This is a genomic window from Ruegeria sp. AD6 (assembly GCF_056542325.1).
This window is the reverse complement of record NZ_JBQFZQ010000006.1, coordinates 1-24,597: the sequence shown is the minus strand read 5'-3', so window position 1 is coordinate 24,597 and position 24,597 is coordinate 1. Positions and strand designations below refer to the sequence as shown.

General features: G+C 59.5%; 29 protein-coding genes. 15 read left to right on the top strand and 14 right to left on the bottom strand.

The features are described 5' to 3' along the window. Positions 1-2: 2 nt before the first annotated feature. From era to ACR0KJ_RS13225, 3 genes are all read left to right on the top strand, one after another. Complete coding sequence (gene era, locus ACR0KJ_RS13235; RefSeq protein WP_170737666.1) at positions 3-911, top strand: GTPase Era; 909 nt, start codon at positions 3-5, stop codon at positions 909-911. Beyond that, positions 908-1,237 carry a DUF1491 family protein gene (locus ACR0KJ_RS13230; RefSeq protein ID WP_480626887.1) on the top strand — a complete coding sequence of 110 codons (330 nt, stop codon included), beginning with the start codon at positions 908-910 and terminating at the stop codon, positions 1,235-1,237. The genes era and ACR0KJ_RS13230 overlap by 4 nt, the downstream gene beginning before the upstream one ends. Before the next feature lie 110 nt (positions 1,238-1,347). Further along, positions 1,348-1,671: a SemiSWEET transporter gene (locus ACR0KJ_RS13225; protein ID WP_170454640.1), complete on the top strand. Its 324-nt coding sequence runs from the start codon at positions 1,348-1,350 to the stop codon at positions 1,669-1,671. Between the two features lie 9 nt (positions 1,672-1,680). On the opposite strand, the gene ACR0KJ_RS13220 is transcribed toward ACR0KJ_RS13225, so the two are convergent. Next, complete coding sequence (locus ACR0KJ_RS13220) at positions 1,681-2,070, bottom strand: VOC family protein (RefSeq protein WP_170454639.1); 390 nt, start codon at positions 2,068-2,070, stop codon at positions 1,681-1,683. 179 nt (positions 2,071-2,249) lie between these two features. Here ACR0KJ_RS13220 and recO point away from each other — a divergent pair, with 179 nt between their 5' ends. Then, positions 2,250-2,975 (top strand): DNA repair protein RecO, encoded by a 726-nt coding sequence (gene recO, locus ACR0KJ_RS13215; RefSeq protein WP_480626886.1) that lies wholly within the window; start codon positions 2,250-2,252, stop codon positions 2,973-2,975. Here recO and ACR0KJ_RS13210 read toward each other — a convergent pair. The 6 genes from ACR0KJ_RS13210 to ACR0KJ_RS13185 form a co-directional block, all read right to left on the bottom strand. Next, positions 2,959-3,351: an META domain-containing protein gene (locus ACR0KJ_RS13210; protein ID WP_170454635.1), complete on the bottom strand. Its 393-nt coding sequence runs from the start codon at positions 3,349-3,351 to the stop codon at positions 2,959-2,961. The genes recO and ACR0KJ_RS13210 overlap by 17 nt on opposite strands. Positions 3,352-3,456: 105 nt before the next feature. Further along, a complete protein-coding gene (locus ACR0KJ_RS13205; RefSeq protein WP_170454633.1) occupies positions 3,457-4,011 on the bottom strand; it encodes a hypothetical protein in 555 nt (184 codons plus the stop codon). 205 nt (positions 4,012-4,216) lie between these two features. Then, positions 4,217-5,908: an acyl-CoA dehydrogenase family protein gene (locus ACR0KJ_RS13200; protein ID WP_480626885.1), complete on the bottom strand. Its 1,692-nt coding sequence runs from the start codon at positions 5,906-5,908 to the stop codon at positions 4,217-4,219. Positions 5,909-6,143: 235 nt separating this feature from the next. Next, complete coding sequence (locus ACR0KJ_RS13195; RefSeq protein ID WP_480626884.1) at positions 6,144-6,686, bottom strand: hypothetical protein; 543 nt, start codon at positions 6,684-6,686, stop codon at positions 6,144-6,146. Between the two features lie 33 nt (positions 6,687-6,719). Further along, entirely contained in the window at positions 6,720-7,010 is a 291-nt protein-coding gene (locus ACR0KJ_RS13190; RefSeq protein ID WP_170454629.1) for a hypothetical protein, read from the bottom strand. 365 nt (positions 7,011-7,375) lie between these two features. Next, positions 7,376-8,974: a phosphoenolpyruvate carboxykinase gene (locus tag ACR0KJ_RS13185; protein ID WP_170520328.1), complete on the bottom strand. Its 1,599-nt coding sequence runs from the start codon at positions 8,972-8,974 to the stop codon at positions 7,376-7,378. 344 nt (positions 8,975-9,318) lie between these two features. Between ACR0KJ_RS13185 and ACR0KJ_RS13180 the strand changes: the two genes are divergently transcribed. Genes ACR0KJ_RS13180 through ACR0KJ_RS13150 form a run of 7 tightly spaced genes read left to right on the top strand, consistent with a single transcriptional unit; the run spans position 9,319 to position 14,741 of the window. Continuing rightward, positions 9,319-10,023, top strand: a complete 705-nt coding sequence (locus tag ACR0KJ_RS13180; RefSeq protein ID WP_170454625.1) for a response regulator transcription factor — start codon at positions 9,319-9,321, stop codon at positions 10,021-10,023. A 32-nt stretch (positions 10,024-10,055) separates the two neighbouring features. Further along, positions 10,056-11,774 carry an ATP-binding protein gene (locus ACR0KJ_RS13175; protein ID WP_480626883.1) on the top strand — a complete coding sequence of 573 codons (1,719 nt, stop codon included), beginning with the start codon at positions 10,056-10,058 and terminating at the stop codon, positions 11,772-11,774. Beyond that, the gene (locus ACR0KJ_RS13170) at positions 11,743-12,249 is read left to right on the top strand and encodes an HPr kinase/phosphorylase (RefSeq protein ID WP_480626882.1); all 507 of its coding nucleotides are present in this window, start codon (positions 11,743-11,745) and stop codon (positions 12,247-12,249) included. Before ACR0KJ_RS13175 ends, ACR0KJ_RS13170 begins: the two co-directional genes overlap by 32 nt. After that, positions 12,234-13,127 (top strand): RNase adapter RapZ, encoded by an 894-nt coding sequence (rapZ, locus tag ACR0KJ_RS13165; protein ID WP_480626881.1) that lies wholly within the window; start codon positions 12,234-12,236, stop codon positions 13,125-13,127. Before ACR0KJ_RS13170 ends, rapZ begins: the two co-directional genes overlap by 16 nt. After that, on the top strand, positions 13,124-13,516 hold the full coding sequence (locus ACR0KJ_RS13160) for a PTS sugar transporter subunit IIA (RefSeq protein ID WP_480626880.1): 393 nt from the start codon (positions 13,124-13,126) through the stop codon (positions 13,514-13,516). Before rapZ ends, ACR0KJ_RS13160 begins: the two co-directional genes overlap by 4 nt. A gap of 16 nt (positions 13,517-13,532) precedes the next feature. Beyond that, entirely contained in the window at positions 13,533-13,802 is a 270-nt protein-coding gene (locus ACR0KJ_RS13155; protein WP_170380425.1) for an HPr family phosphocarrier protein, read from the top strand. 39 nt (positions 13,803-13,841) lie between these two features. Beyond that, complete coding sequence (locus ACR0KJ_RS13150) at positions 13,842-14,741, top strand: lysophospholipid acyltransferase family protein (RefSeq protein WP_170454615.1); 900 nt, start codon at positions 13,842-13,844, stop codon at positions 14,739-14,741. A gap of 73 nt (positions 14,742-14,814) precedes the next feature. Here ACR0KJ_RS13150 and ACR0KJ_RS13145 read toward each other — a convergent pair whose 3' ends face one another. Beyond that, entirely contained in the window at positions 14,815-15,690 is an 876-nt protein-coding gene (locus ACR0KJ_RS13145) for a 3-hydroxybutyryl-CoA dehydrogenase (RefSeq protein ID WP_170454613.1), read from the bottom strand. A 162-nt stretch (positions 15,691-15,852) separates the two neighbouring features. Here ACR0KJ_RS13145 and ACR0KJ_RS13140 point away from each other — a divergent pair, with 162 nt between their 5' ends. Next, entirely contained in the window at positions 15,853-16,665 is an 813-nt protein-coding gene (locus ACR0KJ_RS13140; protein WP_480626879.1) for a DUF6473 family protein, read from the top strand. Positions 16,666-16,721: 56 nt separating this feature from the next. On the opposite strand, the gene ACR0KJ_RS13135 is transcribed toward ACR0KJ_RS13140, so the two are convergent. The 6 genes from ACR0KJ_RS13135 to ACR0KJ_RS13110 form a co-directional block, all read right to left on the bottom strand. Further along, the gene (locus ACR0KJ_RS13135) at positions 16,722-17,651 is read right to left on the bottom strand and encodes an FAD-binding protein (RefSeq protein WP_170737693.1); all 930 of its coding nucleotides are present in this window, start codon (positions 17,649-17,651) and stop codon (positions 16,722-16,724) included. Further along, the gene (locus ACR0KJ_RS13130; RefSeq protein ID WP_170454609.1) at positions 17,651-18,409 is read right to left on the bottom strand and encodes an electron transfer flavoprotein subunit beta/FixA family protein; all 759 of its coding nucleotides are present in this window, start codon (positions 18,407-18,409) and stop codon (positions 17,651-17,653) included. The genes ACR0KJ_RS13135 and ACR0KJ_RS13130 overlap by 1 nt, the downstream gene beginning before the upstream one ends. A gap of 331 nt (positions 18,410-18,740) precedes the next feature. Beyond that, the gene (locus ACR0KJ_RS13125; protein ID WP_170454606.1) at positions 18,741-19,313 is read right to left on the bottom strand and encodes a cob(I)yrinic acid a,c-diamide adenosyltransferase; all 573 of its coding nucleotides are present in this window, start codon (positions 19,311-19,313) and stop codon (positions 18,741-18,743) included. Then, a complete protein-coding gene (locus tag ACR0KJ_RS13120; protein WP_170454604.1) occupies positions 19,314-19,517 on the bottom strand; it encodes a twin transmembrane helix small protein in 204 nt (67 codons plus the stop codon). Between the two features lie 80 nt (positions 19,518-19,597). Further along, a complete protein-coding gene (locus tag ACR0KJ_RS13115) occupies positions 19,598-20,425 on the bottom strand; it encodes an SDR family NAD(P)-dependent oxidoreductase (protein WP_480626878.1) in 828 nt (275 codons plus the stop codon). Positions 20,426-20,493: 68 nt separating this feature from the next. Continuing rightward, positions 20,494-21,141, bottom strand: coding sequence for an SH3 domain-containing protein (locus tag ACR0KJ_RS13110; RefSeq protein ID WP_480626877.1), 648 nt, complete (start codon positions 21,139-21,141; stop codon positions 20,494-20,496). 214 nt (positions 21,142-21,355) lie between these two features. On the opposite strand from ACR0KJ_RS13110, the gene parC reads away from it, so the two are divergent. The 3 genes from parC to ACR0KJ_RS13095 form a co-directional block, all read left to right on the top strand. Further along, positions 21,356-23,704: a DNA topoisomerase IV subunit A gene (gene parC / locus ACR0KJ_RS13105; protein ID WP_480626876.1), complete on the top strand. Its 2,349-nt coding sequence runs from the start codon at positions 21,356-21,358 to the stop codon at positions 23,702-23,704. Between the two features lie 96 nt (positions 23,705-23,800). Continuing rightward, a complete protein-coding gene (locus ACR0KJ_RS13100) occupies positions 23,801-24,391 on the top strand; it encodes a hypothetical protein (RefSeq protein ID WP_170454599.1) in 591 nt (196 codons plus the stop codon). 115 nt (positions 24,392-24,506) lie between these two features. Then, a partial coding sequence (locus ACR0KJ_RS13095; RefSeq protein WP_215675807.1) for a GTP-binding protein occupies positions 24,507-24,597 on the top strand: 91 nt, incomplete at its 3' end.

The following is a 24,597-nucleotide window of genomic DNA, read 5'->3' as shown; positions in this document are numbered from 1 at the left end:
ACATGACCACACGCGCCGGATTTATCGCCCTGATCGGAGAGCCCAACGCAGGCAAATCCACCCTCCTGAACCGTATGGTCGGGGCCAAGGTTTCGATCGTGACGCATAAGGTGCAGACCACCCGCGCGCGCATTCGCGGCGTGGCGATGGAGGGCGACGCGCAGTTGGTCTTTGTCGACACGCCGGGCCTGTTCAAACCCCGCCGCCGTCTGGACCGCGCCATGGTCGCCGCTGCGTGGGGCGGGGCCGCGGATGCCGATGTCGTTGTGCTGATGGTCGAAGCCCATCGTGGGATCACCGAAGGGGTCGAGCGTATCCTTGAGGGGCTGGAGGAGATCGGGCAGGGACGCACTGTTGCGCTGGCGATCAACAAGATCGACAAGGTGCCATCCGAGAAGCTGCTGGCGCTAACCAGCGATCTGAACGGGCGTTATCCGTTTGCCGAAACCTTCATGATTTCCGCCGAAAAGGGTCACGGGGTCGACGACCTGCGCAAATGGCTGGCCTCGGAACTGCCGGAAGGCCCGTGGCTGTATCCTGAAGATCAGATCGCCGATCTGCCCCTGCGCATGATCGCTGCCGAGATGACGCGCGAGAAGCTGACCCTGCGCCTGCATCAGGAGTTGCCATATCAGTTGACCGTCGAGACCGAGAACTGGGAAGAGCGCAAGGATGGCTCGGCCAAGATTGATCAGGTCATCTACGTCATGCGCGACGGTCACAAAGGGATTGTTCTGGGCAAACGTGGCGAGACCATCAAGGCCGTCAGTCAGGCCGCACGGGCGGAACTGGAAGAGTTCCTCGACCGCAAAATCCACCTGTTCCTGCAGGTCAAAGTCCGACCCAATTGGCTTGAGGAATCCGAGCGCTATTCGGAAATGGGTCTGGATTTCAAAGACGGCAACGCATGACCCGCCTGACAGCCGAGTTCTGGGTCCACGCCTATTTGGCACGGCTGCGCTTTCAGGAAATCCCGGCCTTTGTCGTCGCCCATGGAGACAACACCGCCGGGGCAGTACTGGTCAAACTGAACACGCTGGACGGTCAGGCCGTCGCGTTCCAGCGCAGCTTTGACCTGATGAGCGGTGAGCGGAAGTGGATTGAACTCTCCTCTGGCCCCGAAAGCGACGTGGACGAGGCCATCCAACGCCAACGCCGCTTTGATCCGGACCTCTGGGTGATCGAGGTCGAAGATCGGCAGGGTCGGCATTTGCTAGGGGAAGAGGGGTTGGAATAAGCTTGGCAGTTGGGTCTTTTACGCGCCGCTCAAAGCGACTATTTTGATGCAGGATGTGGTTGGGAAAACTGGCCTGATTTTGGAATAGCGCAAGACAATGAGGTGTTTGCTTGGCTGAAACGCTTGCGGAGAAACTGGAAAAATCCGAGCTCGGTCACTGGATGCAGCGGTTCGAGGGGTTCATGGTTTTCATCGGGGTCGTTGGTCCTTTTGCCACGCTTCCCCAGTTAATCAAACTCTATTTCACCCACTCGCAGCACGCGACCGGCCAGTCCCTGTTGTCCTGGTCCCTTTATGCTGCGCTGTCGTTTCTGTGGTTTGCCTATGGGTTGGTCGTCGGCAAACTGCCCATCTATGTGGGCAACGGGATTTCGATGGTGCTGAACCTTCTGATGGTGATCGGCATTCTGATCCACGCGGGTATGACCTTCTGAGGCGGGCGTTCAGCCTGCATCGCCAAAATAGACAAAGCTCATTTTGTTCCCGTCCGGGTCGCGCGCGTAACCGGCATAGAAGTTAGGGCCATACTGAGGCCGGTCGCCCGGATCACCTTCGTTCGATCCCCCATTGGCAAGCGCCGCCGCATGCGCCTCGCCCACTTCCGCTTTGCTTTCGCACAGCAGACCAACCATGTTTCCGTTTCCGACTGTCGCCGCCTCTTTGTCAAATGGCGTCGCGACCCACATGGACCCACCGCCCCGCAGTTCATAGCAGACCGCGTGCGGCATATATTCAGCGATGACCTTGCCGCCGATTTTGGGCACAACCGCGTCGTAATAGCTACGGGCTTTTTCGACATCGTTTGAGCCGATCATGACGTAGTTAAGGGACATCTGCTGAATCCTTACGTTGAGAACATAAAGGGAATAATAAGGGAACATTACTGCGTTAACAGGTTTCACGCAACGTGTTTTTGGAGGCCTGTAAAACCACCCTGATCCGTTTCTATCTTGAACCTGTAACAGCGTTGAGATTTCCTGCACACATATCTGATAACCTAACGAGGCCAAACGTGGACTGGCGCGATCACGGCATACTTCTGACCTCTCGCCGCCACGGTGAAACCGCCGCAATTATTGAGGTCTTTACCGAAGCCCACGGACGCCACGCAGGGGTGGTACGCGGCGGCACCAGCCGCAAGATCGCCCCGATCCTTCAGCCGGGCGCGCAGTTGGACGTGCTGTGGCGGGCCCGGCTGGAAGAGCATATCGGCACATTTCAGGTCGAACCGCTGCGATCCCGCGCGGCGGCGGCGTTTTCGGGGCGGCTGGCATTAGCGGGTCTGAATGCGGTGGTCGCGCTGCTTTCCTTCTGCCTGCCTGAACGCGAGCCGCATCCCGCTATCTACAAGCAGACAGAACAGCTTATGGACCTTCTGGGGCAGGACGACATCTGGCCGCTTGCTTATCTGCGGTGGGAGGTGGCATTGCTTGAGGAGTTGGGGTTTGGGCTGGACCTGACCACCTGTGCTGTGACCGGATCCTCCGAGGAGTTGGTCTTTGTCTCGCCCAAGACCGGGCGGGCGGTTAGCGCGGCAGGGGCGGGTGACTGGGCGGACCGGTTGTTGCCGCTGCCGCCTTGCCTGCGCGGCGAGGGGGCCGCACCGGATACCGAGATTGTCGATGCCTTGAAAACGACAGGGTATTTCTTGCACCACCGCGTGGCCCCGGCCTTGGGGCACACACCATTGCCCGAAGCGCGGGCAAGGTTTGTGGATCAGCTTACTCGGCGGCTGTGAACACCATCTCGTGCCCGTCGTCGTTGCGCAGGATCAGAACATCGCCGGACACTTCGGATTGGGTCATGGTCAGCAGGGCGGCAAAGTACATGCCTTCCTGCTCAAGCTCGGGGCAGGCGGCGCGTGTGGCGCTCAGGTCCTGAACCTCGAACCACGGGTATGGCGCGTTCAGGCTGCCCTGATAGCTGTTGCAGGGGGCCTGTCCTGCGATCCGCCCCTCTTCCGGGAACTGTAGCAGAGCGTTGGCGGAATAGGGCTGACCATCGATCTCTTGCAACTTCCAGGTCTGACCGTCTGCGCCATAGGCAGCCACCGTTTCGTCCTGTTGGCATTGAAACAGCCCCATCAGCGGCAGGATCAAGGCATAGCGGATCATTGCAACCTCCTTCGGTCACGAGCCTTTGCAATACGCGTTTAGGCCGCTTCGTTTCGGCTGGTCAAGCCGTTGCGAGCGCTTGTGCGACAGGCGAGAAGGGCGATGCTAGAACGCCAGTTCGCCGCTCAGCAATTGCTCTCGCACCTCCAGCCGTGGACGCCAGTTGTATCTTGTGTCCTCTCGGACGGGCGCCCAGAACAATGCGCCGCTTTGGCGCCAGGGGTCCAGGATCAGGCCGTCATACATCGAATCCCCCTTGGCGCTGATCAGGGCCGAATGGTGGATGATCCGAAACTCTGTCGGTGGGGATGTGGCCCAGTGCAAGTCCAGCGTCCGGAAATTCTCCTGCCGCAACCGTGTGGTCATGGCCTGTGCCCAGTCATTGCACAGGCCCTTTTCGCGAAGGCCGTTAATGATCTTTGCGTTGTGAATGATCGCAGGGTCGGTGACGTTCCACTCTTGCGCCAGTTGCCGAGAGTAGCTGTAGGAAATCTGCGCCGCCGTACGCGCCTCGACCGGATCAACATTTGGTCCAAGGGACTGAATGGCCTGTGCCAGCGCATCGACATCGGTCTGGCTGGCGATTGGCACGGTCTTTGCGCACCCCGCCAAGGCAAAGGATACCAAGGTCGCCAAAAGCAAAAAAAGTCGTCTGGTCATTTCGGGTGCCTGTAAACCGTCTTGAGGGTCGTCGGGGCGCTCTAACCGGGTTTCGGGTCAATTTCAAAGGGGAAGTTCCGACCTCGGCGGATCACATCCAATTCCCATCGGCGCGGCACCCTGGATCCAGGCAAAACGGTCAACGAAAGAAAAAGACCCGGCGCAAAGGCCGGGTCAGTTGGGGAAACAGGAGTGCCGAATTCGGTCAGCCGAGCAGACGTCGTGCGATGACCTGTGCCTGAATTTCGGCAGCTCCCTCGAAAATATTCAGAATGCGTGCGTCGCATAGGACGCGGCTGATCTTGTATTCCAGTGCAAAGCCGTTGCCGCCGTGGATTTGCAACCCATTGTCGGCAGCAGCCCAGGCGACACGCGCGCCCAGCAGCTTGGCCATGCCCGCCTCAAGATCGCAGCGGTGACCATGATCCTTTTCCCATGCCGAGAAATAGGTCAACTGGCGCGCGATCATGATCTCGACCGCCATCATCGCCAGCTTGCCCGACACGCGCGGGAAATTGATCAGCGACTTGCCAAACTGCTTGCGGTCCTGTGCGTATTGCATGGCGATATCCAGCGCGCTTTGGGCGACGCCAATGGCGCGGGCAGCGGTCTGGATGCGGGCGGATTCAAACGTCTCCATCAGCTGTTTGAAGCCTTTGCCCTCTTCGCCGCCCAGCAGGTTTTCACCCTTGACCTTGAAGCCGTCAAAGCCCAGCTCGTATTCCTTCATGCCGCGATAGCCCAGCACCTCGATCTCGCCGCCGGTCATGCCGGGGGTGGGGAAGGGGGCGTCATCCGTGCCGGGGGTTTTCTCGGCCAGGAACATCGACAAGCCACGGTGATCCGTGGTGTCCGGATCGGTGCGGGCCAGCAGGGTCATGACATGGGTACGGGCCGCATGGGTGATCCAGGTCTTGTTGCCGGTGATCTCGTAGTCACCGTCGGCATTCTTGACCGCGCGGGTGCGCAGGCTGCCCAGATCCGAGCCGGTGTTTGGTTCCGTGAAGACAGCGGTGGGCAGAATCTCGGCGCTGGCCAGTTTAGGCAGCCAGTTGGCCTTTTGCTCATCCGTACCGCCCGCCAGGATCAACTCGGCCGCGATCTCGGACCGGGTACCCAACGAGCCGACGCCGATATAGCCGCGCGACAGTTCCTCGGACACGACGCACATCGACGCTTTGGACAGACCGAAACCGCCGAACTCTTCAGGGATGGTCAGACCGAACACGCCCATTTCGGCCAGTTCCTCGATGATTTCCATCGGGATCAATTCGTCCTTGAGGTGCCAGTCATGCGCATTGGGCTCGACCTTTTCGACCGCATAGCGGCGGAACTGGTCGCGGATCATTTCAAGCTCTTCATCAAGGCCCGAAGCTCCGAACATGGCAGAACCGACTTGCGCCTCCATCAGCTCGACCAGCCGCGTCCGAGCGGCCTGCGAGTTGGCCTGCGCCATCAGAGTTTGAATTTCCGAACTTTGGAAGTTGGACAGCGCGTCCCAGCCAAGGCCCAGATCCTGCAGGCGCACAAGCTCGCCCTGGTTCATTGGGATGCCGCCCGCGACCTGATGCAGGTATTCCCCAAAGGCGATCTGGTGCAGCAATTGCTCGATTTCGCCAAATTTGCCGTCTGCGTCCAACGCTTCGGCCCAGCGCTGCATCTGCTTCAACGACTGGTAGTAGGTGGCCAGCCAGGCCAGCCCGTGTGCGGCCGTTTGGTTGGCTTCGATCAGGGCGCCGGACACGCGACCGTCGGATGTCACCATCTCGCGAACCGAATTGCGCGCCTTCTCGAAAACGGCTTCGACAGCCGGGACGGCCTGCCGGGTCAAGGTCAGAAGATCGGGCAAAATCGCGTGTGTGGTCATCTGGGTCATATCCTGTCCGTCATGGGCCATGAATCGTGTCCTTTTCTGGGTCGTCTGGTCATATCATTTTGCACATGCAGCGCAACAAAAATACGTATTACGTGGCGATAAAGTTCGAAAATTTCCCGATCGTTTTGCAGTGCAGAAAGGGTTCATTGGGAGAATTAGCGGCAAATCCGTTGATTTCCACCGGGCCGGGCCGGGGTCAAATTGGGGGTATTTGTCGCAGGCCCGGGGGCGTCAACCGTCTGTCGATGACAGCTCCTCAGCGCCGTTTGTCGGCAAAGCGAAAGGCGAAATAGAGCCCGAGCATCAGGAAGAAAAGACCCGAGATGTCGCCGATCAAAAAGGCGATATATTCGACCGTCGCGCTGCCAAAGGCCAAATTGGTCAGGCCCGAGACCAGAAAAGATGTGATGATCCCAACGCCCATCACGCAAATCCAACAGGGCTTTTTGTCGGGGCGTGGGAACAGGTCCCATCCGGCCCATTTCAGCAGGTAGAAGACCACCGGAACGGTCGTGACAGCGATTGCCATCGCCATCAGGCGGCTGGGCAGGAAAACATCCGTTCCCCCCAGAAAAGCGAAGACCAGAAAGACGCCCGGCAGCAGCGCAAAGATCGCGCGCCAGCCTAACAGCCAGGCTGAAAGCACGCGCACGCCATGGGGCAGGAACAGCAGGCTGGCCCGGCTTGGGTATTCCGGAAAGAACATGTTCTGAAGCGGCATCAGAACCTCGAAGGTGAGGAACGATGCGACCACATAGGCCAAAGAGGCAAAGAAGGTTTCAGAGGCCCACTTGCGCACCGGAACTAGCCACCGATGCGCCCAAGGCCCAGCTTATCTGGGCGCATGTACGATATAACGTCCCCGGTTGGCATTGCCGCTTTGCGACAGATAGCCTTTTTCGACCAGAGATTTCAGCGCGCGGAAAAATGTCGGGCGCGAGACGCTCTGAACCAGTGTGTGTTCGATCAGACCAAAGGTGCGAACCTCCTGATCGGCCTTGGAAAGTTCCTCGGCGGCGTAGTAGATGTCACGCTCAACCGGGGATAGCTTTTCCAGCCCCAGCGTTCGCTCCATGCTTTGCATCAGCTTGCGCAGTTCGGTCAGTTTCGAGATTTCGGTCATAATTCTTACCTGTCTTTGTCCGTGCCAAACGCCGTCCAGTCACGACGGTTCAGAACACGCTGATCGCGAGATATGTCAGCAAGTCCCATATTGACACTCATCCCCATGCCAGTAGACTACCAGTCTGATTAGGTTGCCCAATTTGCCGAGGTGAGTGTGCTGGCTTAGGCAACCCAAAGGTCTTTTAAGTTTCGGCCCGGTGCAAATGCGCCGGGTCTTTTCGGTTTAATGACCCAAATCCCTATCCCAACCAGGCATTCAGAACAATAAATTTGTTCGTGAGGTGCGTCAGATGCAACTTTGGGTTGATCATTGGTGGATTCGCAAACGCAGAAAAAAGGGGCGCGGACGCCCCTTTATCCGGATCAGCCGATTGCGACGGCTTTGATGTCCTCATCGATGAAGGGGACATATTGTTCGAAGTTTTCGGCAAACATCTGAACCAGCTTTGCGGCCTGTTTGTCGAACGCTTCCTGATCATCCCAGGTGCGGCGCGGATCCAGCAGAACCTCGGCGACGCCGGGCACTGTGACCGGGACGTCAAAGCCAAAGTTGGCATCCTTGCGGAATTCAGCGTCGCGCAGCGAGCCTTCCAGAGCCGCCGTCAACAGCGCGCGGGTCGCGCGGATCGGCATCCGGCTGCCAACGCCATAGGCCCCACCGGTCCAGCCGGTATTCACCAGCCAGCAGGTCGCGCCATGCTGGGCGATCTTGTCGCGCAGCAGGTTGCCGTAGGCCTCGGGGCGGCGCGGCATGAAGGGCGCGCCAAAGCAGGTCGAGAAGGTCGGCTGCGGCTCGGTCACGCCCCGTTCGGTGCCCGCCACCTTCGAGGTGAAGCCCGACAGGAAGTGATACATCGCCTGCGCCGGTGTCAGCCGCGCGATCGGAGGCAGCACGCCGAAGGCATCGCATGTCAGCATGATGATGTTCTTCGGATGCCCGCCCAACGCGGTTTTCGACGCGTTCGAGATATATTCCAGCGGATAGGCGCAGCGCATGTTTGCGGTCAGCGAATCGTCGTCGAAATCCAGCTCCTTGGTTTCGGGATCGAAGACCATATTCTCGATGACGGTGCCGAATTTGCTGGTCGTCGCGTAGATTTCCGGCTCGGCTTCAGCGCTCAGGTTGATGGTCTTGGCGTAGCAGCCGCCTTCGAAGTTGAAGGTGCCGCGATCCGACCAGCCGTGTTCGTCATCCCCGATCAGGATCCGCGACGGGTCTGCCGACAGAGTGGTCTTGCCGGTTCCCGAAAGGCCGAAGAACACGGCGGTATCCACCGGGTTGCCAACCGCGTGGTTGGCCGAGCAGTGCATCGGCATCACGCCTTTTTCCGGCAGCATGTAGTTCAGCAGGGTGAAGACGGATTTCTTGTTCTCGCCAGCATATTCGGTGCCGCCGATCAGGATCAGCTTGCGGTCGAAGTTCATTGCAATCACGGTCTCGCTGCGGCAGCCGTGCTTGGCCGGGTCGGCCTGGAAGCTGGGGCAGTTGATGACAGTGAAATCTGCGATGAACTCATCCAGATCCTCACGATCCGGGCGACGCAGCAGGTGGCGGATGAACAGGTTGTGCCAGGCCAGTTCGGTCACCATGCGCACATTGATCGAATAGGCCGGATCGGCCCCGCCGACGAGATCCTGCACGAAATAGTCACGACCCTTCATATGCTCGACCATGTCGTCATAAAGGGCGTCGAAACCTTCCGGGCTCATCGCCGCGTTGTTTTCCCACCAGATGCTGTCGGCCACACTGTCGGTCTTGACGACGTGTTTGTCCTTGGGCGAACGGCCGGTGAATTTACCGGTAGTGACCAGAAAGGCCCCGCCATTGCCAAGGGTGCCTTCGCCCCGCTTGAGGGCCTCTTCGATCAGCGCCGGTTCCATGAAGTTGTAATAGACATTGCCCAGACCCTCGATGCCCTGATCTTCGAGGCGGAATTGCGGGTTAACCCGTCCAGATGTCATGCGTATCTTCTCCTGTGCGGCGCGGCGGCGGTTGGCCGGGTGCGCTCTTGGGGCATTTTGCCGGGACATACCGGCCGATGGGCGGGTCTTATCACGGTCGTTTGGGGCATGAACAGGACGGTTTGGCGCAGTTAGCGCAACCAAGTTAAAGTTTAGCGCCACCAAAGATTTCCTGTCGGAAAACCGGGCAGCATTTTGCGGGCAGCAAGGCATTTTTGCCTCATAGCTGCCGCAACAATGGCACGATTCGCAGTTACGCATTGATTCGGCGCATCAAAAACGCCAACAATGCCTTACAAAAAAGCGTATTATTGCGTAAGTGAGCAGGAATAGGGGTAAGCCCGATGTCAAAGATTGCACTGGTGGATGACGATAGAAACATTCTGACGTCCGTATCCATGACGCTCGAGGCCGAAGGGTTCGAGGTTGAAACTTACAATGACGGTCAGGCCGCGCTGGACGCGTTTAACAAAAAGCTGCCGGACATGGCCGTTCTGGATATCAAGATGCCGCGCATGGATGGCATGGATCTGCTGCAGCGCCTGCGCCAAAAGACGCAGATGCCGGTGATCTTCCTGACCTCGAAAGACGACGAGATTGACGAGGTTCTGGGCCTGCGCATGGGTGCTGACGACTACGTGAAAAAGCCGTTCTCGCAGCGTTTGCTGGTCGAGCGCATTCGCGCGTTGCTGCGGCGCCAAGAGGCCACCAGCGGTGACGCTTCGGCCGCCAACACCGGCGATACCAAAGTGATGGAACGCGGCGACCTGCGGATGGATCCGCTGCGCCATGCGGTCACCTGGAAGGGGACGGATGTGTCCCTGACCGTGACCGAGTTCCTGTTGCTGCAGGCGCTGGCGCAACGTCCGGGTTTTGTCAAAAGCCGGGATCAGTTGATGGATGTGGCCTATGACGATCAGGTCTATGTGGATGACCGCACCATCGACAGCCACATCAAGCGGCTGCGCAAGAAGATGCGTGCTGCTGATCCCGAGTTTTCGGCTATCGAAACCCTTTATGGTATCGGGTACAGATACAACGAAGAATAGGCGCGGCCATCTACAAGGGGTAATGGGGTCCCGTGCGCGACACCGAACAAGCCAATGAATTGCGCGACGGTGATGTCGTTCTTGGGGATGACTGGGTCATCCCGCAAGACCCCGAGTCTGCAGAGCTAAGCGCAAAACGATCCCGCAGAAACCTGTTTTCACTGCGCGGCTCGCCTCTGGCCCGCAAGATCATCACGTTCAATCTGATTGCCCTTGTGATCCTTGTCACGGGGCTGCTTTACTTGGATGACTCGCGATCCGAGCAGGTGCAGCAGACCGCGCGCAACCTGATCGGAGACGCGCATCTTGTCAGCAACGTGTTTGAGACGCAGCTGCGGCAGGGCGCGGTGAAATCATCACGCGATGCGGCCCAGCTTGATGTGAAAGACACGCTGTCCGGCCTTCGCCTGCCCGAAGGGGGAGAGGTGTTTGTCTACGACTCCCGCGGTACCCTGATCGGCTGGACCCGCGGCGCGCCACAGGCATCTGACATGCCCATCCTGTTGCGATCGGACGCGGATATGCAGACCGGAGGCACCGTCATCAGCGATGCACTCAACGCGGTCTGGACGGGTCTGTCGCGGGTTTTCAACTGGTCGTCCGACTCCGAAGCACCGACGCTGGCGCAGCAGGTTCAGGCCATAGTCCCACAAGCTTTGGCGGGTCAAAATCAGGTAAAGGCAGTACAGGATGACGCGGGCGACACTGTGATCGTGGCCGCGGCACCTATTCTCTACGAAGGCATCCCGGCCGGTGCTGTCGCAATATCCGGCCCTGCCGGTGAGATTGACGCGCTGGCTAGGCGCGAGCAGGAGCGCATTTTGCAGATGTTTGTCGTTGCCCTGCTGGTCTCAGTCGGTCTGAGCCTTGTTCTGGCTTCGACCATTGCCAACCCGCTGGCCGACCTCGCCTCGGCGGCGGAAATGGGCAAGGATCGGGGTACGGGCGTCAACCCGGGGCGCATCCGCATCCCGGACCTCAGCGCGCGCCCGGATGAAATCGGTCGGCTCAGCCGTGCATTGCGCGGCATGGTCACTGCGCTCTACAACCGGATCGATGCGAACGAACAATTTGCCGCTGACGTTGCGCATGAGATCAAAAACCCTCTGGCCAGTCTGCAATCTGCTGTCGGCACACTACGCATGGTCAAACGCGATGATCAGCGCGAAAAACTGCTTGGTGTGATCGAGCATGATGTGAAGCGGCTGGATCGGCTGGTCAGCGACATCTCGAATGCCTCGCGTCTGGATGCGGAACTGGTCAAGGAAGAAGAACAACCCTTTGACCTGCTCAAGCTGCTGGGCAATATCGGGCAGTTTTTGGGTGAAGATGCCCGCTCGCAGGGCATCGACTATATCACTGACCTGCCGTCGGATCCGATTGTGATCAACGGGCTCGAGGCGCGATTGGCACAGGTTTTCGTCAACCTGATCACCAATGCGATTTCCTTCTGCGAAGAAAGCGACGCCATCCGGGTCTGGGTGCGCCAGCGCGACAATCGCGTGCTTGTGGTGGTCGAAGATACCGGCCCCGGCATCCCGGAACAGGCCCTGACCAAAATCTTCAAACGGTTCTATTCGCAACGCCCGGCTGAGCATTTCGGCAACAACTCGGGCCTTGGGCTGGCGATCTCGAAACAGATTGTCGAGGCGCATGGCGGTGTGATTTGGGCCGAAAACATCCGCCCGACCGAAGCGGACGTCACCTCGGACCCGCTGGGTGCCCGTTTTGTCGTGGGGCTGCCTGTCTGAGGTCATGACCATTCCGTCCCTGACAGATGCGGTGAACCGGGACAGCGCCCGCGTTCACGCCAGTTGCGTCGCCGCCGGTGACCACGGGCTGCTGATTGTGGGCGCATCTGGGGCCGGAAAGTCGTCGCTGGCGCTGCAGATGATGGCTCTGGGCGCGGTGCTGGTCGGCGATGATCGCATTGATCTGGCGATGCGCGACGATCAGATCATTGCCTCCGCAGTCCCCGAAATCGCGGGTCTGGTCGAGGCGCGCGGGATTGGCCTGCTTCGTGCGCAACCTACGGAGCCTGTGCCGCTGCGCTTTGTCCTCGACCTTGACCAACCCGAACCCGCACGCCTGCCGGAACCCGCCACGACCCCGTTGCTGAGGCAAACTGTTCCCTTGCTTCGCGGCGCAGGCGTGCCCAATTTGGCACCAGCCCTGATGCAACTTCTAAGAATGGGACGCGTGGACCCGGAATGGCCGAACAAATGACATCGCAAAAGCGAATCGTTCTGGTGACCGGACCGTCGGGCGCGGGCCGCTCGACCGCCATTCACGTGCTGGAAGATCTGGGGTTCGAAGCGATTGACAACCTGCCCATGGGCCTGCTGGCGCGACTGCTTGAAGGTGCCGAGCCTGACCGGCCCATGGCGCTGGGTATCGACGCGCGCAACCGCGATTTCTCGACTATCGGGTTTATCGAACTGGCCGCAAAACTGGGTCGGATGACGCAGGTGGATCTGACCGTTCTGTACCTTGATTGCAGCGACGAAGTCCTGCTGCGCCGCTTTTCGGAAACCCGCAGGCGTCACCCCGTCGCCCAGGATGCAGGGCCGGAAACCGGTGTGCGGCGCGAGAAAGAGCTGCTGGCCCCCATCCGCGAGATTGCCGACACCCTGATCGACACCAGCACCCTGAACGTGCATCAATTGCGCGAAGAGGTCGAGCGCTGGTTTGCACCCCAGGGCGGGCGGCATTTGGCGGTTTCCATCGAATCCTTCTCGTATAAACGCGGCCTGCCACGCGGGTTGGATATGGTTTTTGACTGCCGATTTCTCGCCAACCCCTATTGGCGACCTGAATTGCGGTCCGAGGATGGTCGAAACCCGGATGTGGCGCGCTATGTCCAGTCAGATGCAAATTACGCGCCGTTCTTTGACCGCGTCATAGATCTGCTGAACCTGCTGCTGCCAGCCTTCCGCGCCGAAGGCAAAGCGCATCTGTCTGTGGCCTTCGGTTGCACCGGCGGGCAGCACAGATCGGTGGCGATGGCGGAAGCGGTTGCAAAGGCCCTTGCGGAAGGGGGGCAGCAGGTGGCAATTAGGCACCGCGAGATGGAACGTCGATCGTTGAATGTGAGGCCGGATTGATCGGGATTGTGATCGTAGCGCATGGGGGTTTGGCTCAGGAATATCTGGCCGCCATGCAGCATGTGGTCGGGCCGCAGCCCGGCCTGAAAGCCATTGCGATCGAGGCCGATCATGACCGCGACAAAAAACAGGCTGAAATCTGTCGTGCCGCGGATGAAGTGGACTTGGGCGACGGCGTTGTGATCGTTACGGATCTGTTCGGCGGCAGCCCCTCGAATCTCAGCCTGCGGGCCTGCGCCCCTCAGGATCGCCGAATCCTTTATGGGGCCAACCTGCCCATGCTGATCAAATTGGCCAAAAGCCGCCACCTGCCGGTCCCTGATGCCGTGCGGCAGGCGATGGAGGCTGGACGCAAGTACATCAATGCGCAAAATGTGACATTGGATTAAGACCGGACTCATTGAAATGACCAACCGAAGCTTGAAAATCATTAACGAAAAGGGCCTGCACGCCCGCGCGTCCGCCAAGCTGGTCGAGGTTGTGGAAGGCTTTGACGCAAGCGCCGAAGTGTCCAAAGACGGCCTTTCTGCATCCGGAGACAGCATTATGGGCCTTTTGATGTTGGCAGCCTCGCGCGGAACGACTATTGACGTCGAGACGTCCGGGCCGGATGCTGAGGCATTGGCAGAAGCTCTGGAAACGCTTGTGAATGACAAGTTCGGAGAGGGGTTCTAAGGCTGCCCCGCGGGACAGAAAGAACGGGAAGACCAGGAATTGGCGGAAACAACGCACGAGACCAAGACAGGCCCGGTGGTTGATGGGACCGAAGACCAGGGCGAAATCTACGACCGTAGAACCCTGACCTACGCGAACTCGTTCGACGATGCCTGGACCTCGACCGCCATTCGCGCCATCGAATGGTGTACCGGCAAACTGACCATTTTGCGGATGGTCAACAAGTTCGAGAAAAAGAACGAATACTATCGAGGTCAAAGGTTTTGGGGCGGTGCTCTGGCAACCATGGGCATCGACCTGACCACACCCGAGGAACAGATCGCCCGCATCCCCAAGACAGGCCCGGTTGTTGTCGTGGCCAACCATCCGCACGGCATGGTGGACGGCATGATCCTGGCCGAACTGATCGGGCGCGTGCGCAGCGATTATCGCATCCTGACCCGGTCCGTGCTGACCGGGCTGGACGAGGCTGCGACCTCATTCATGATTCCGGTTCCCTTTCCGCACGACCCCGAAGCACAGGCCAAGATGCTTGAAATGCGCGGCAAGGCCATGGAGCATCTGAAAAACGGCGGCGTTGTGGCCCTGTTCCCCTCGGGCGTTGTTATGTCCTCGGACGACTGGTTCGGCCCGGCGATCGAGCGGGAATGGAACGTCTTCACCGCCAAGATGATCCGACGCTCGGGTGCGCAAGTGCTGCCGATCTTCTTCCCCGGCAGCAACTCGCGTTGGTATCAGATCGCCAACAAACTGTCGCCGATCCTGCGGCAGGGTCTGCTGCTGCACGAAATCGTCCGGTCCTGCAAAAAACCGCAATCTCCGGTTATCGGCGAACCGATCAATGACGACGACATGCAGTTGCTCGAACGCGATCCGCGCGGCTTCATGGCATGGCTCAGAAACCGTACCATGTCTCTGGGAACATCAGACAAACCCTGATCCGCCCTTCATCTGGCCAGAAATATCCCGGGGGTGAGCCCGGATGAAATCCGGGCGAGGGGCTGGCCCCCTCTTACCGCGTCGGAACAGGTACTTCGCCCCGATAATCGTAAAACCCGCGTTCGGTCTTGCGGCCCAGCCAACCGGCCTCGACATATTTCGTCAGCAGCGGGCAGGGGCGATATTTGGTGTCCGCCAAGCCATCATGCAGCACGTTCATGATCGCCAGGCAGGTGTCCAGCCCGATGAAATCGGCCAGTTCCAGGGGCCCCATCGGATGGTTCGCGCCCAGCTTCATGGACTGGTCGATGGATTGCACATTCCCAACGCCTTCATACAGGGTATAGACCGCCTCATTGATCATCGGCATCAGAATGCGGTTGACGATGAAGGCCGGGAAATCCTCGGCGCTTGCGGCTGTCTTGCCCAGACGGTCCACCACTGCCTTGCAGGCTTTGAACGTTGGTTCATCCGTGGCAATCCCCCGGATCAACTCGACAAGCTGCATGACCGGCACCGGGTTCATGAAGTGGAACCCCATGAACCGTTCGGGCCTGTCCGTGCGGCTGGCCAGCCGGGTGATGGATATGGACGAGGTGTTCGAAGTCAGAATCGTATGCGGCTGAAGATGCGGCTGCAAATCCTCGAAAATCGCCTGTTTGATGGTCTCGCGTTCGGTCGCGGCTTCGATCACCAGATCGGTTTGCCCCAGTTGCGGCAGCTCCAGCGTCGTTGTGATCCGTTTCAAGGCGGCCTGCATCGCGTCATCGCTGATCTTCCCGCGTGACGCCTGCCGGGCCATGTTGCCCTCAATCGTCGTCAAGGCGCGATCCAGGGCCTCCTGACTGACATCATTCAGCAAAACGTCATAGTCCGCCAATGCCAGCACATGGGCGATCCCGTTGCCCATCTGACCTGCGCCAATCACTCCGACCGATTTCACATCCATATTCAGCTGCCTTTGCCTTGCGCGTTACGGCGACAGTATCGGCAGTTCGGGGCTTGCGGCAAGGGGCTGAGGTCGCTCGAATTCGCTTCAAATGCGCACATTAGGGGAATCTCAACATCCGGGGCGGCAAGATGGCAACCGGGTGAAAATTGGGTGAGTGAGATGAGCTATCATCAGACAGGCTCGGGCATGGCCGAGGATGACGTATGCCAGTATGACGGAACCAGATTGTGGTTTAGGGGGCCGCCCTGCACGCTGGACCTTCCGTTTATCGCCTGCATCGGCGGGGATGAAACCTTCGGGCGCTTTGTCGATTCTCCGTTTCCGGATGCAGTACAGAAGCAACTGGGCAAAACCTGCGCCAATTTTGGCAGCCTGTTCGCGGGTGTCGAGGCGCTGACGCGCGATCAAGGTCTGCTGAGGTTGGCAAACCGGGCGCAGAGATGCGTGATCCAACTGCCTCAGGTTCATGGCCAGTCGAACCGGTTTTACCGCGTGCATCCCCGCCGCAATGACCGGTTTCTAGAACCAACGCAGGACCTGCTGGATTTGTATCCCGATATCGACTTTACCGAGGTGCATTTTGTGCGCCACTTACTAAAGCGTCTGCAGGCAAGACATGATGCGCGGTTCGAAGTGATCGCACATGAACTGCGTCAGGGTTGGTTGCGGTCCCTTGGCACGTTTCTGGAGCAGCTGGACCCGCAGACGGTGCTGCTGCATCTGCAGATTCAGCGGGTTCATACGATCGAGGACGACCCCATCCCGGTGAACGCCGGCATGGTCGAGGCGTTGAGGCCGCAGGCCGCGCGGGTAGTCACGTGCTCTGTCGCCGTGTCCGGCGCGTCGGACACGCTTGAGGATATGTTGTTCGGGACGCTACAACAGCCGATGGCAGAACATATGCTTGGCCCGGCCGCGCACAGGCAGATTGCCGAGGCGGTTGTGCCGGTCCTGAGGGACCTGAACGCATAAGGCCCGCCAATGGCGGGCCTTTGCTAACGTCACTTTCAAAGACCTGGGGTCTTTGCTCAGCCGAGCTTCTCGGTCAGTTCCGGCACGGCCTGGAACAGGTCAGCGACTAGTCCGAAGTCGGCGACCTGGAAGATCGGCGCTTCTTCGTCCTTGTTGATCGCAACGATGACCTTCGAGTCTTTCATACCAGCAAGGTGCTGGATCGCGCCCGAGATGCCGACGGCAACATACAGATCGGGAGCAACAACCTTACCGGTCTGACCCACCTGCCAGTCGTTCGGCGCATAGCCCGAGTCCACCGCCGCGCGCGAGGCACCAACCGCCGCGCCCAGCTTGTCGGCCAGCGTTTCGATCAGTTTGAAGTCCTCTTCCGAGCCGACACCACGGCCGCCCGAAACAACAACGCCAGCCGAGGTCAGTTCCGGACGGTCGCTCTCGGCGACCTTGTCCTCAACCCAGGACGACAGTCCTTCGGAGCCGGGAACCGCGACGGTTTCGACCGATGCCGCGCCGCCTTCGCCCGCTGCGTCGAAGGACGCGGTGCGGATGGTGACGACTTTCTTGGCGTCGTTCGATTTGACGGTCTGGATCGCGTTGCCCGCATAGATCGGACGCTCGAAGGTCGAGCTGTCAACCACGCCGGACGCATCCGAGATCACCATCACGTCCAGCAGCGCAGCAACGCGCGGCATCACGTTTTTGGCGTCGGTGGTCGCAGGGGCAACGATGTGCTCGTAACCGTCGGCCAGCGACACGATCAGGGCTGCGGTCGATTCCGCCAGGCGGTGGCCCAGCGATGCGTCTTCGGCAACCAGAACCTTCGAGACACCGTCGATCTTTGCAGCAGCCTCACCAGCTGCGGCAGCGGAACCGCCAGCGGCCAGAACGGTGATGTCGCCCAGCGACTTGACGGCGGCTACGGCCTTGGCGGTGGCGTCCAGCGACAACTCGCCATTGTTGACTTCAGCCAGAAGAAGAACAGCCATTACACAGCCCCCGCTTCTTTGAGTTTCCCGACCAGCTCGTCAACCGAGCCTACGATGATGCCTGCGGCACGTGCCGGCGGCTCTTCGGTCTTGACGATTTCCAGACGCGGCGTGACGTCGACGCCGTAATCGGCGGCGGTTTTCTCGTCCAGCGGCTTTTTCTTCGCCTTCATGATGTTGGGCAGCGACGCATAGCGCGGCTCGTTCAGACGCAGGTCAACGGTCACGATGGTCGGCATCTTGACGCTGATGGTCTGCAGACCGCCGTCAACCTCGCGGGTGATCTTGGCGGTGTCGCCTTCGATATCCAGTTCGGACGCGAAGGTGCCTTGCGACCAGCCCAGCAGGGCCGACAGCATCTGGCCGGTGGCGTTCATGTCGTTGTCGATCGCCTGCTTGCCCGCCAGAACGATGCCGGGCTGCTCTTCCTCGACCACTTTGGCCAGGATCTTTGCGACGGCCAGCGGCTCGATGTCCTGATGGACGTCATCGGCGGCAACAACCAGAATGGCGCGGTCTGCACCCATGGCCAGCGCGGTCCGCAGGGTTTCCTGCGCCTGCTTGACGCCGATCGAAACGGCAACCACTTCGTCAGCTTTGCCCGCTTCTTTCAGGCGGATCGCTTCTTCCACCGCGATCTCGTCGAACGGGTTCATCGACATTTTGACATTGGCGAGATCAACACCGCTACCGTCCGCTTTCACGCGGACCTTCACATTATAGTCAATCACGCGCTTGACAGGCACGAGTACCTTCATTTTGCGCTTTCTCCTCACAAAAACGGTAAGTCGCAACGCGACTCCACCAATGCTCTCGGACGACTGAATAGCGTCTCAATTCACGGTGCAACAGGGCAAAATCGTCACGTCAGGGGCTCGGGACGTCGCGTTTCGTAATTTTTGACGCCACGGCGGAAAATAACAGTGCGGGGTGGGGCCGATTTTTGAGCATGCGGGATCAGGCATGTCGTGGCGTCAAACAACTGGGTCTCAGCCTGTTACGGGGCAACGCTCGTTCGTGCCTGCGGGGATTGAGCCCTAGGCTTTGCCCTTCCGGCCGCCAGAACGTCCACTGGACGTTTCGCCGCTTTCAGCGGTTCGCGCCCGGAACCCACAAGACGTCGTCTTTGCCGTTGTTGTTGGCGCACCGTGCGGCGACAAAGAACCAGTCGCTCAGGCGATTGAGGTATTTGACGGCCACCGCGTTCACCGGCTCCATGTTTGTCAGTTCAACGGCAAGCCGCTCGGCCCGGCGTGACACGGTGCGGCACACATGCAATTGGGCCGCCAGACGCGATCCGCCCGGCAGAATGAAGCTGCGCAAGGGTTCCAGATCGGCATTCATCGCGTCGATCTCGGCCTCCAGCCGGTCGATCTGGGCCGGGGCGATGCGCAAGGGCGGGTAATCGGCCTCGGCATCCTTTTCCATATCGGGGCGACAGAAATCCGCGCCCAGATCGAACAGATCGTTCTGGATTCGGGCCAGTGCGGCATCGGTTGGACCATCAGCCTCGGTCCGCGCCACGCCGACAAAGGAATTCAACTCGTCCACGGTGCCATAGGCCGCCACACGCCCAGAGTATTTGGCGACACGTTCTCCGTTCCCCAGCGCAGTCTTACCGTCATCGCCTGTGCGGGTGTAGATTTTGTTGAGTACGACCATTTACTGCGCTCCCTGTCCGCTGAGATAGACGTAGAGAAGGATCAAAACGACGGCAATGAACTGAAACAGGATACGCAGCCGCATCATCTTGTTGCTTTTCTTTGCAGCCGCCATGCCGCCTTTGCCGAAATTCGCGATGCCAAGGGTCAGCACGACGACCACCGCCGCCATGGCCAGAAGCAAAACGACCATCAATAGGTCCATCAGGTATCACCGTCTGCGTTTTAGTTTCGTTGGACCTGATCTAGCCCCACAAGATCAAAAAGCGAACCAGTAATTTCGTCTCAGATGCGGGACAGAATCCGGTCAATCGCCGCGGTCGGCAGAATCCGACGCAAGTATCCGGCGATATAGGTGGGTGTGGTCACATAGTATCGGGGCTTTGGTCTGCGCGCTTCAACCGCGTGCGCGAGTTTGGCCGTTACGGCTGATGCCGGAAGTTCGAACCTATCTGGACCCGAGTTTTCGTACAGCCGTTTGAGCAGCGTTTCTTCATATTTCTCGCGCAGCGCCGAGGTTTCCCAGTCGATGAACCGTTCAAAGACAGGGATAGCTTTTTCCCGCAGCTTCGAGGTGATCGGGCCTGGTTCAATCAGGATCACCCGAATACCGGTGCCCCGCAATTCAAGGCGCAGCGTATCGCTGAGGCCTTCAATCGCGTATTTGGTCGCGACATAAGCCCCGCGCCACGGAAACGCGACCAGTCCCAGAACCGACGAACACTGCACTATCCGGCCATGCCCCTGTTCCCGCATGACGGGAATCACCTGGCGTGTCAGCTCGTGCCAACCAAATACATTCGCTTCAAAGATATGGCGCAAACCATCTGTCGGGACGTCTTCGACGGCGCCGGGCAGCCCGTGCGCGCCGTTGTTGAACAGCGCATCCAGCGTGCCGCCGGTGGCCGCAAGAACCTCGGCCAGACCGGCCTTGATGCTGTCGGCGTCCTGATAGTCAATTCTGGGGCTTTCGAATCCCTGGGCGCGCAGCCGGTCGCAATCGCGTTGCTGACGGCACGAGGCAAAAACCCGCCATCCGCGTGCACGCATACCGTGTGCCGCGTCAAGGCCGATGCCGGATGAGCACCCGGTAATGAGAATCGATTTCTGCATGAGAATCCCGCCCCAGAATGTCACCAATAGCTATGGCGGGCATTGGGGCAGGACAATGACGGGCAACCTTAGTCTTGGGATTTTTGGACAAGAGATGCGGAAATCCATCCGATCTGTTGCCCGGGCAACACGCGCAGACGCAACCAGCCGGTTCCGGACTCGCTCATCACTTCGACCTTTTGGCCGATCCGGGCCTTGCCAATGATCGGATAGATCGTTCCGGGCCCGTCTCGCATGTTGACGCGCGTACCCGAGATTTCCCGGATGTCCTTCTCGGGTTCAGGCAGCGCCGGCACCTCTACGACCTCGGGGTCGGCGTCAGTTGCGACTTGTTGCAACGAGGTTATGCCGTCTTCCAAAGACGCCAGTGCCAGCGTCACGGTCTGGTCTTCAAACAGCGACGGATTGGCCTGCAGCCCCGCAGCAACCTGCGCCAACAGGGCTTTGGTCTCATCCTCGGTCAGGGCCGGTTCAGGCTGAGCCAGCGCATCAAGCGCAGGCGCGGGTTCCACTGCCGGTTCAGCGGCAAAGCTGACCTGCGTTACCAGATCTTCAACCGGGGCCGGGGCCTCGGGTTCGGGGGTTGGCTGGAAGGCCGCCGCCATGCGTTGCGGATTATCGGCCCGCAATCCACGCGGTTCGAAATCAGGACCGTCGCTCATCACGTAAAAGGCCCAGCCGAGTGCGGCAAAAGTAATCAGTATCAGGCGCGTCATGGCGCATCCCCCAAGGTCAATCGTTACAACAACAGAACAAAAATTTGGCAGCAATCATTCAATTGTTGGGATGGTACCATAATTGAGTGGCCGAGTCGAAAATTCGGGGAAAACACCAGCTTGTCTCCCCCTGTTGCAAAAAGCGCGACTTGTCCCCAGCAAAATGCACTCAGCTTGCTTTACCCAGACGGCCTAGCGTCGTATCACATCATGTATGAATGACACGATCGACGACCCCAATATGGAGGCCCCCGATAACGGGGGTGAGGTAGCCGAACCCCTGCGCCGCGCGATTGGTGAGCGCTATCTGACCTATGCGCTGTCCACCATCATGCACCGCGCCTTGCCGGATGCGCGGGACGGGTTGAAGCCGGTCCACCGGCGAATCCTCTATGCGATGAGAGAGCTGCGACTCAGTGCAACCGGAGGTTTCAGGAAGTCGGCCAAGATTTCCGGCGATGTGATGGGTAACTACCACCCGCATGGGGACGCTGCGATCTATGATGCGATGGCGCGTCTGGCGCAGGATTTCAACGTGCGTTACCCGCTGGTCGACGGGCAGGGGAACTTCGGCAATATCGACGGCGACAACCCGGCGGCCTCGCGCTACACCGAGGCACGGATGACCATCGTGGCCGAGGCGCTGCTTGAGGGTCTGAACGAGGACGCTGTTGATTTCCGCGACAACTATGATGGGACGCTGACCGAGCCGGTTGTGTTGCCTGCGCAGTTCCCGAACCTGCTGGCCAACGGGGCCAGCGGTATCGCGGTGGGTATGGCAACGAATATTCCGCCGCATAATATCTCGGAACTCTGCGATGCCTGTCTGCATCTGATCAAGACGCCGGATGCCCGTGACGACACGCTGTTGAACTACGTGCCCGGCCCGGATTTCCCGACCGGCGGCGTTATTGTCGAACCGCCCGAGAATATCGCGCAGGCCTATCGCACCGGGCGTGGATCTTTCCGCCTGCGTTGTAAGTTCGAGGTCGAAGACCTCGGCCGCGGTCAATGGCAGATCGTTGTCACCGAGATTCCCTATCAAGTTCAGAAATCCAAGCTGATCGAAAAGATCGCGGAACTGATCCAGACCAAGAAAATCCCGATCCTCGCCGATGTGCGCGACGAATCCGCCGACGACATCCGCCTGATCCTTGAGCCGCGTTCGAAAAACGTGGACCCCGAGGTGCTGATGGGGATGCTCTACCGCAACTCGGACCTCGAGGTGCGGTTCAGCCTGAACATGAACGTGCTGATCGACGGGGTAACGCCCAAGGTCTGCTCGATGAAGGAAGTGCTGCGGGCCTTCCTCGATCACCGGCAAGAGGTGCTGATCCGCCGCTCGCGTCACCGTCTGGGCAAGATCGACCATCGGTTAGAGGTGTTGGAGGGCTTTATCGTCGCCTTCCTGAACCTTGATCGTGTGATCGACATCATCCGCTATGACGATGACCCCAAGGCCGCGCTGATGCGCGAGGATTGGGGCATTGATCATGTTCGCGCCACCGACGAGTCTGATTACGTCACGCCCAAACCGGGCGAGGGGGAACTGTCCGAGGTTCAGGTCGACGCGATCCTCAACATGCGTCTGCGCAGTTTGCGCCGTCTGGAAGAGATGGAGCTGGTGCGTGAGCGTGACGAATTGATGCTGGAGCGCGCCAACCTCGAAGACCTGCTGGCCGATCCCGCCCTGCAATGGGCCAAAATCGCCGAGCAGTTGAAAGAGACCAAAAAGACCTTCGGTAAAGACTACGAAGGCGGCGCGCGGCGCACTCAGTTTGCTGAGGCCGGACAGGTCGAGGAAGTGCCGCTTGAGGCGATGATCGACCGCGAACCGATCACGGTCGTCTGCTCTCAGATGGGCTGGATTCGCGCCATGACCGGCCATATCGACCTGAAGCGCGAGTTGAAGTTCAAAGACGGCGACGGCCCGCGTTTCATCTTCCATGCGGAAACAACCGACCGCCTGCTGGTCTTTGCCTCAAACGGACGGTTCTATACGGTCAGCGCGGCCAACCTGCCCGGCGGGCGGGGCATGGGCGAACCGCTGCGCCTGATGGTTGATCTGCCGAACGAGGCGCAGATCATCGACATTCTGATCCACAAGCCGGGGCGCAAGCTGCTGGTGGCCTCGGATGCGGGCAACGGCTTTATGGTGTCCGAGGATGAGGTGCTGGCGCAGACACGGAACGGCAAACAGGTGCTGAACGTCAAAGGTGACGAAACAGCGATGATCTGCAAGCCGGTCGCGGGCGACCACGTGGCCGTGGTATCTCAGAACGGCAAGTTCCTGGTCTTCCCGGCAGAGGAACTGCCTGAGATGACCCGCGGCAAGGGCGTGCGCCTGCAGAGATACAATATGGCGCGTGGCCGGCAGGGAACGCTGGAACTAGATGGCGGCCTGTCGGACATCACCACCTTCAACTGGGAAGAGGGCCTGAAATGGTCCATGGGCGGCGACAAGACACGGCACGAGGCCGATATGTCCCAATGGCTGGCAAAACGCGCCAGCGTCGGGAAAAAGCCGCCTTACGGGTTCCCGCGCGACTATAAGTTCTCGTGATCTGAACAGGTCTCGGGTGGATTTCTGCCGATACGGCTTGGCACAACCCGCATCGGTGCGCTAGATCAAAGAAAACAGGCCTATCGAGACACAATCATGTTGCGCATTCTGACCCTGATCACCGGACTGGCCCTGATGGGCGCGTGCACCCAGACGCAGGTCTATGAAGAACCCGAGTCGCTGGGCGAGTTCAAGCTGCGGGTGAATTACGCGTTTGCCGAGAAAGCCAAACAAGGCCCAGTCTCGCGCGATGCGACGCCGCAGGAATGGGAAGCTGCGATTCAGAACGCCGTGGATATCCGGCTGGGTCGCTATGAGGGCGCGCAGGATTACGACATCGGTATCAGCCTCGAAGGCTACATGCTGGCCCCTCCGGGCATTCCGGTCATCTACAACCCCAAAAGCACGGCGATTGTGCTGGTCAATGTCTACGATGTGAACAAGAAAGAATTTCTGGCCAAGGCCAAGCAGTTCCAGGTTCTGGAAGACACGACCGGAGGCAGCGCGCTGAAAGGGTCCGGCAATGAGCGGACCAAAGAAGAACAAATGAGCGGTCTGGCCCTGAAAGTGGCCGACCGGGTCGAGGAATGGCTGGCAGAAGAACACAAGGACAATGGCTGGTTCGACAAGCGCCCAGACCTGATCCAACCGCTCGAATCCACCGAGGTTACGCAAAATCCGGCGTGATCGGCGCATTTCCCCAAGGATGTGCTTGATTTTCCCCCGTGAACCAAATATCTCGCGCGCGCAGATGTAACCACGGGACCAAGGGTCCCCCAAATCGCAAAAGGGCGCCTGAGGAATGGCAAAGGAAAAGTTTGAGCGTACAAAACCGCACGTCAACATCGGCACGATTGGCCACGTTGACCATGGTAAAACGACGCTGACCGCAG

Bases quoted from the DNA above. Each gene is read 5' to 3' on its own strand.
- era (WP_170737666.1), top strand. From the start codon at position 3: ATGACCACACGCGCCGGATTTATCGCCCTGATCGGAGAGCCCAACGCA.
- ACR0KJ_RS13230 (WP_480626887.1), top strand. From the start codon at position 908: ATGACCCGCCTGACAGCCGAGTTCTGGGTCCACGCCTATTTGGCACGG.
- ACR0KJ_RS13220 (WP_170454639.1), bottom strand. From the start codon at position 2,070: ATGTCCCTTAACTACGTCATGATCGGCTCAAACGATGTCGAAAAAGCC.
- ACR0KJ_RS13210 (WP_170454635.1), bottom strand. From the start codon at position 3,351: ATGATCCGCTATGCCTTGATCCTGCCGCTGATGGGGCTGTTTCAATGC.
- ACR0KJ_RS13205 (WP_170454633.1), bottom strand. From the start codon at position 4,011: ATGACCAGACGACTTTTTTTGCTTTTGGCGACCTTGGTATCCTTTGCC.
- ACR0KJ_RS13200 (WP_480626885.1), bottom strand. From the start codon at position 5,908: ATGGCCCATGACGGACAGGATATGACCCAGATGACCACACACGCGATT.
- ACR0KJ_RS13190 (WP_170454629.1), bottom strand. From the start codon at position 7,010: ATGACCGAAATCTCGAAACTGACCGAACTGCGCAAGCTGATGCAAAGC.
- ACR0KJ_RS13185 (WP_170520328.1), bottom strand. From the start codon at position 8,974: ATGACATCTGGACGGGTTAACCCGCAATTCCGCCTCGAAGATCAGGGC.
- ACR0KJ_RS13180 (WP_170454625.1), top strand. From the start codon at position 9,319: ATGTCAAAGATTGCACTGGTGGATGACGATAGAAACATTCTGACGTCC.
- rapZ (WP_480626881.1), top strand. From the start codon at position 12,234: ATGGCCGAACAAATGACATCGCAAAAGCGAATCGTTCTGGTGACCGGA.
- ACR0KJ_RS13155 (WP_170380425.1), top strand. From the start codon at position 13,533: ATGACCAACCGAAGCTTGAAAATCATTAACGAAAAGGGCCTGCACGCC.
- ACR0KJ_RS13145 (WP_170454613.1), bottom strand. From the start codon at position 15,690: ATGGATGTGAAATCGGTCGGAGTGATTGGCGCAGGTCAGATGGGCAAC.
- ACR0KJ_RS13140 (WP_480626879.1), top strand. From the start codon at position 15,853: ATGAGCTATCATCAGACAGGCTCGGGCATGGCCGAGGATGACGTATGC.
- ACR0KJ_RS13135 (WP_170737693.1), bottom strand. From the start codon at position 17,651: ATGGCTGTTCTTCTTCTGGCTGAAGTCAACAATGGCGAGTTGTCGCTG.
- ACR0KJ_RS13130 (WP_170454609.1), bottom strand. From the start codon at position 18,409: ATGAAGGTACTCGTGCCTGTCAAGCGCGTGATTGACTATAATGTGAAG.
- ACR0KJ_RS13125 (WP_170454606.1), bottom strand. From the start codon at position 19,313: ATGGTCGTACTCAACAAAATCTACACCCGCACAGGCGATGACGGTAAG.
- ACR0KJ_RS13120 (WP_170454604.1), bottom strand. From the start codon at position 19,517: ATGGACCTATTGATGGTCGTTTTGCTTCTGGCCATGGCGGCGGTGGTC.
- ACR0KJ_RS13115 (WP_480626878.1), bottom strand. From the start codon at position 20,425: ATGCAGAAATCGATTCTCATTACCGGGTGCTCATCCGGCATCGGCCTT.
- ACR0KJ_RS13110 (WP_480626877.1), bottom strand. From the start codon at position 21,141: ATGACGCGCCTGATACTGATTACTTTTGCCGCACTCGGCTGGGCCTTT.
- parC (WP_480626876.1), top strand. From the start codon at position 21,356: ATGAATGACACGATCGACGACCCCAATATGGAGGCCCCCGATAACGGG.
- ACR0KJ_RS13100 (WP_170454599.1), top strand. From the start codon at position 23,801: ATGTTGCGCATTCTGACCCTGATCACCGGACTGGCCCTGATGGGCGCG.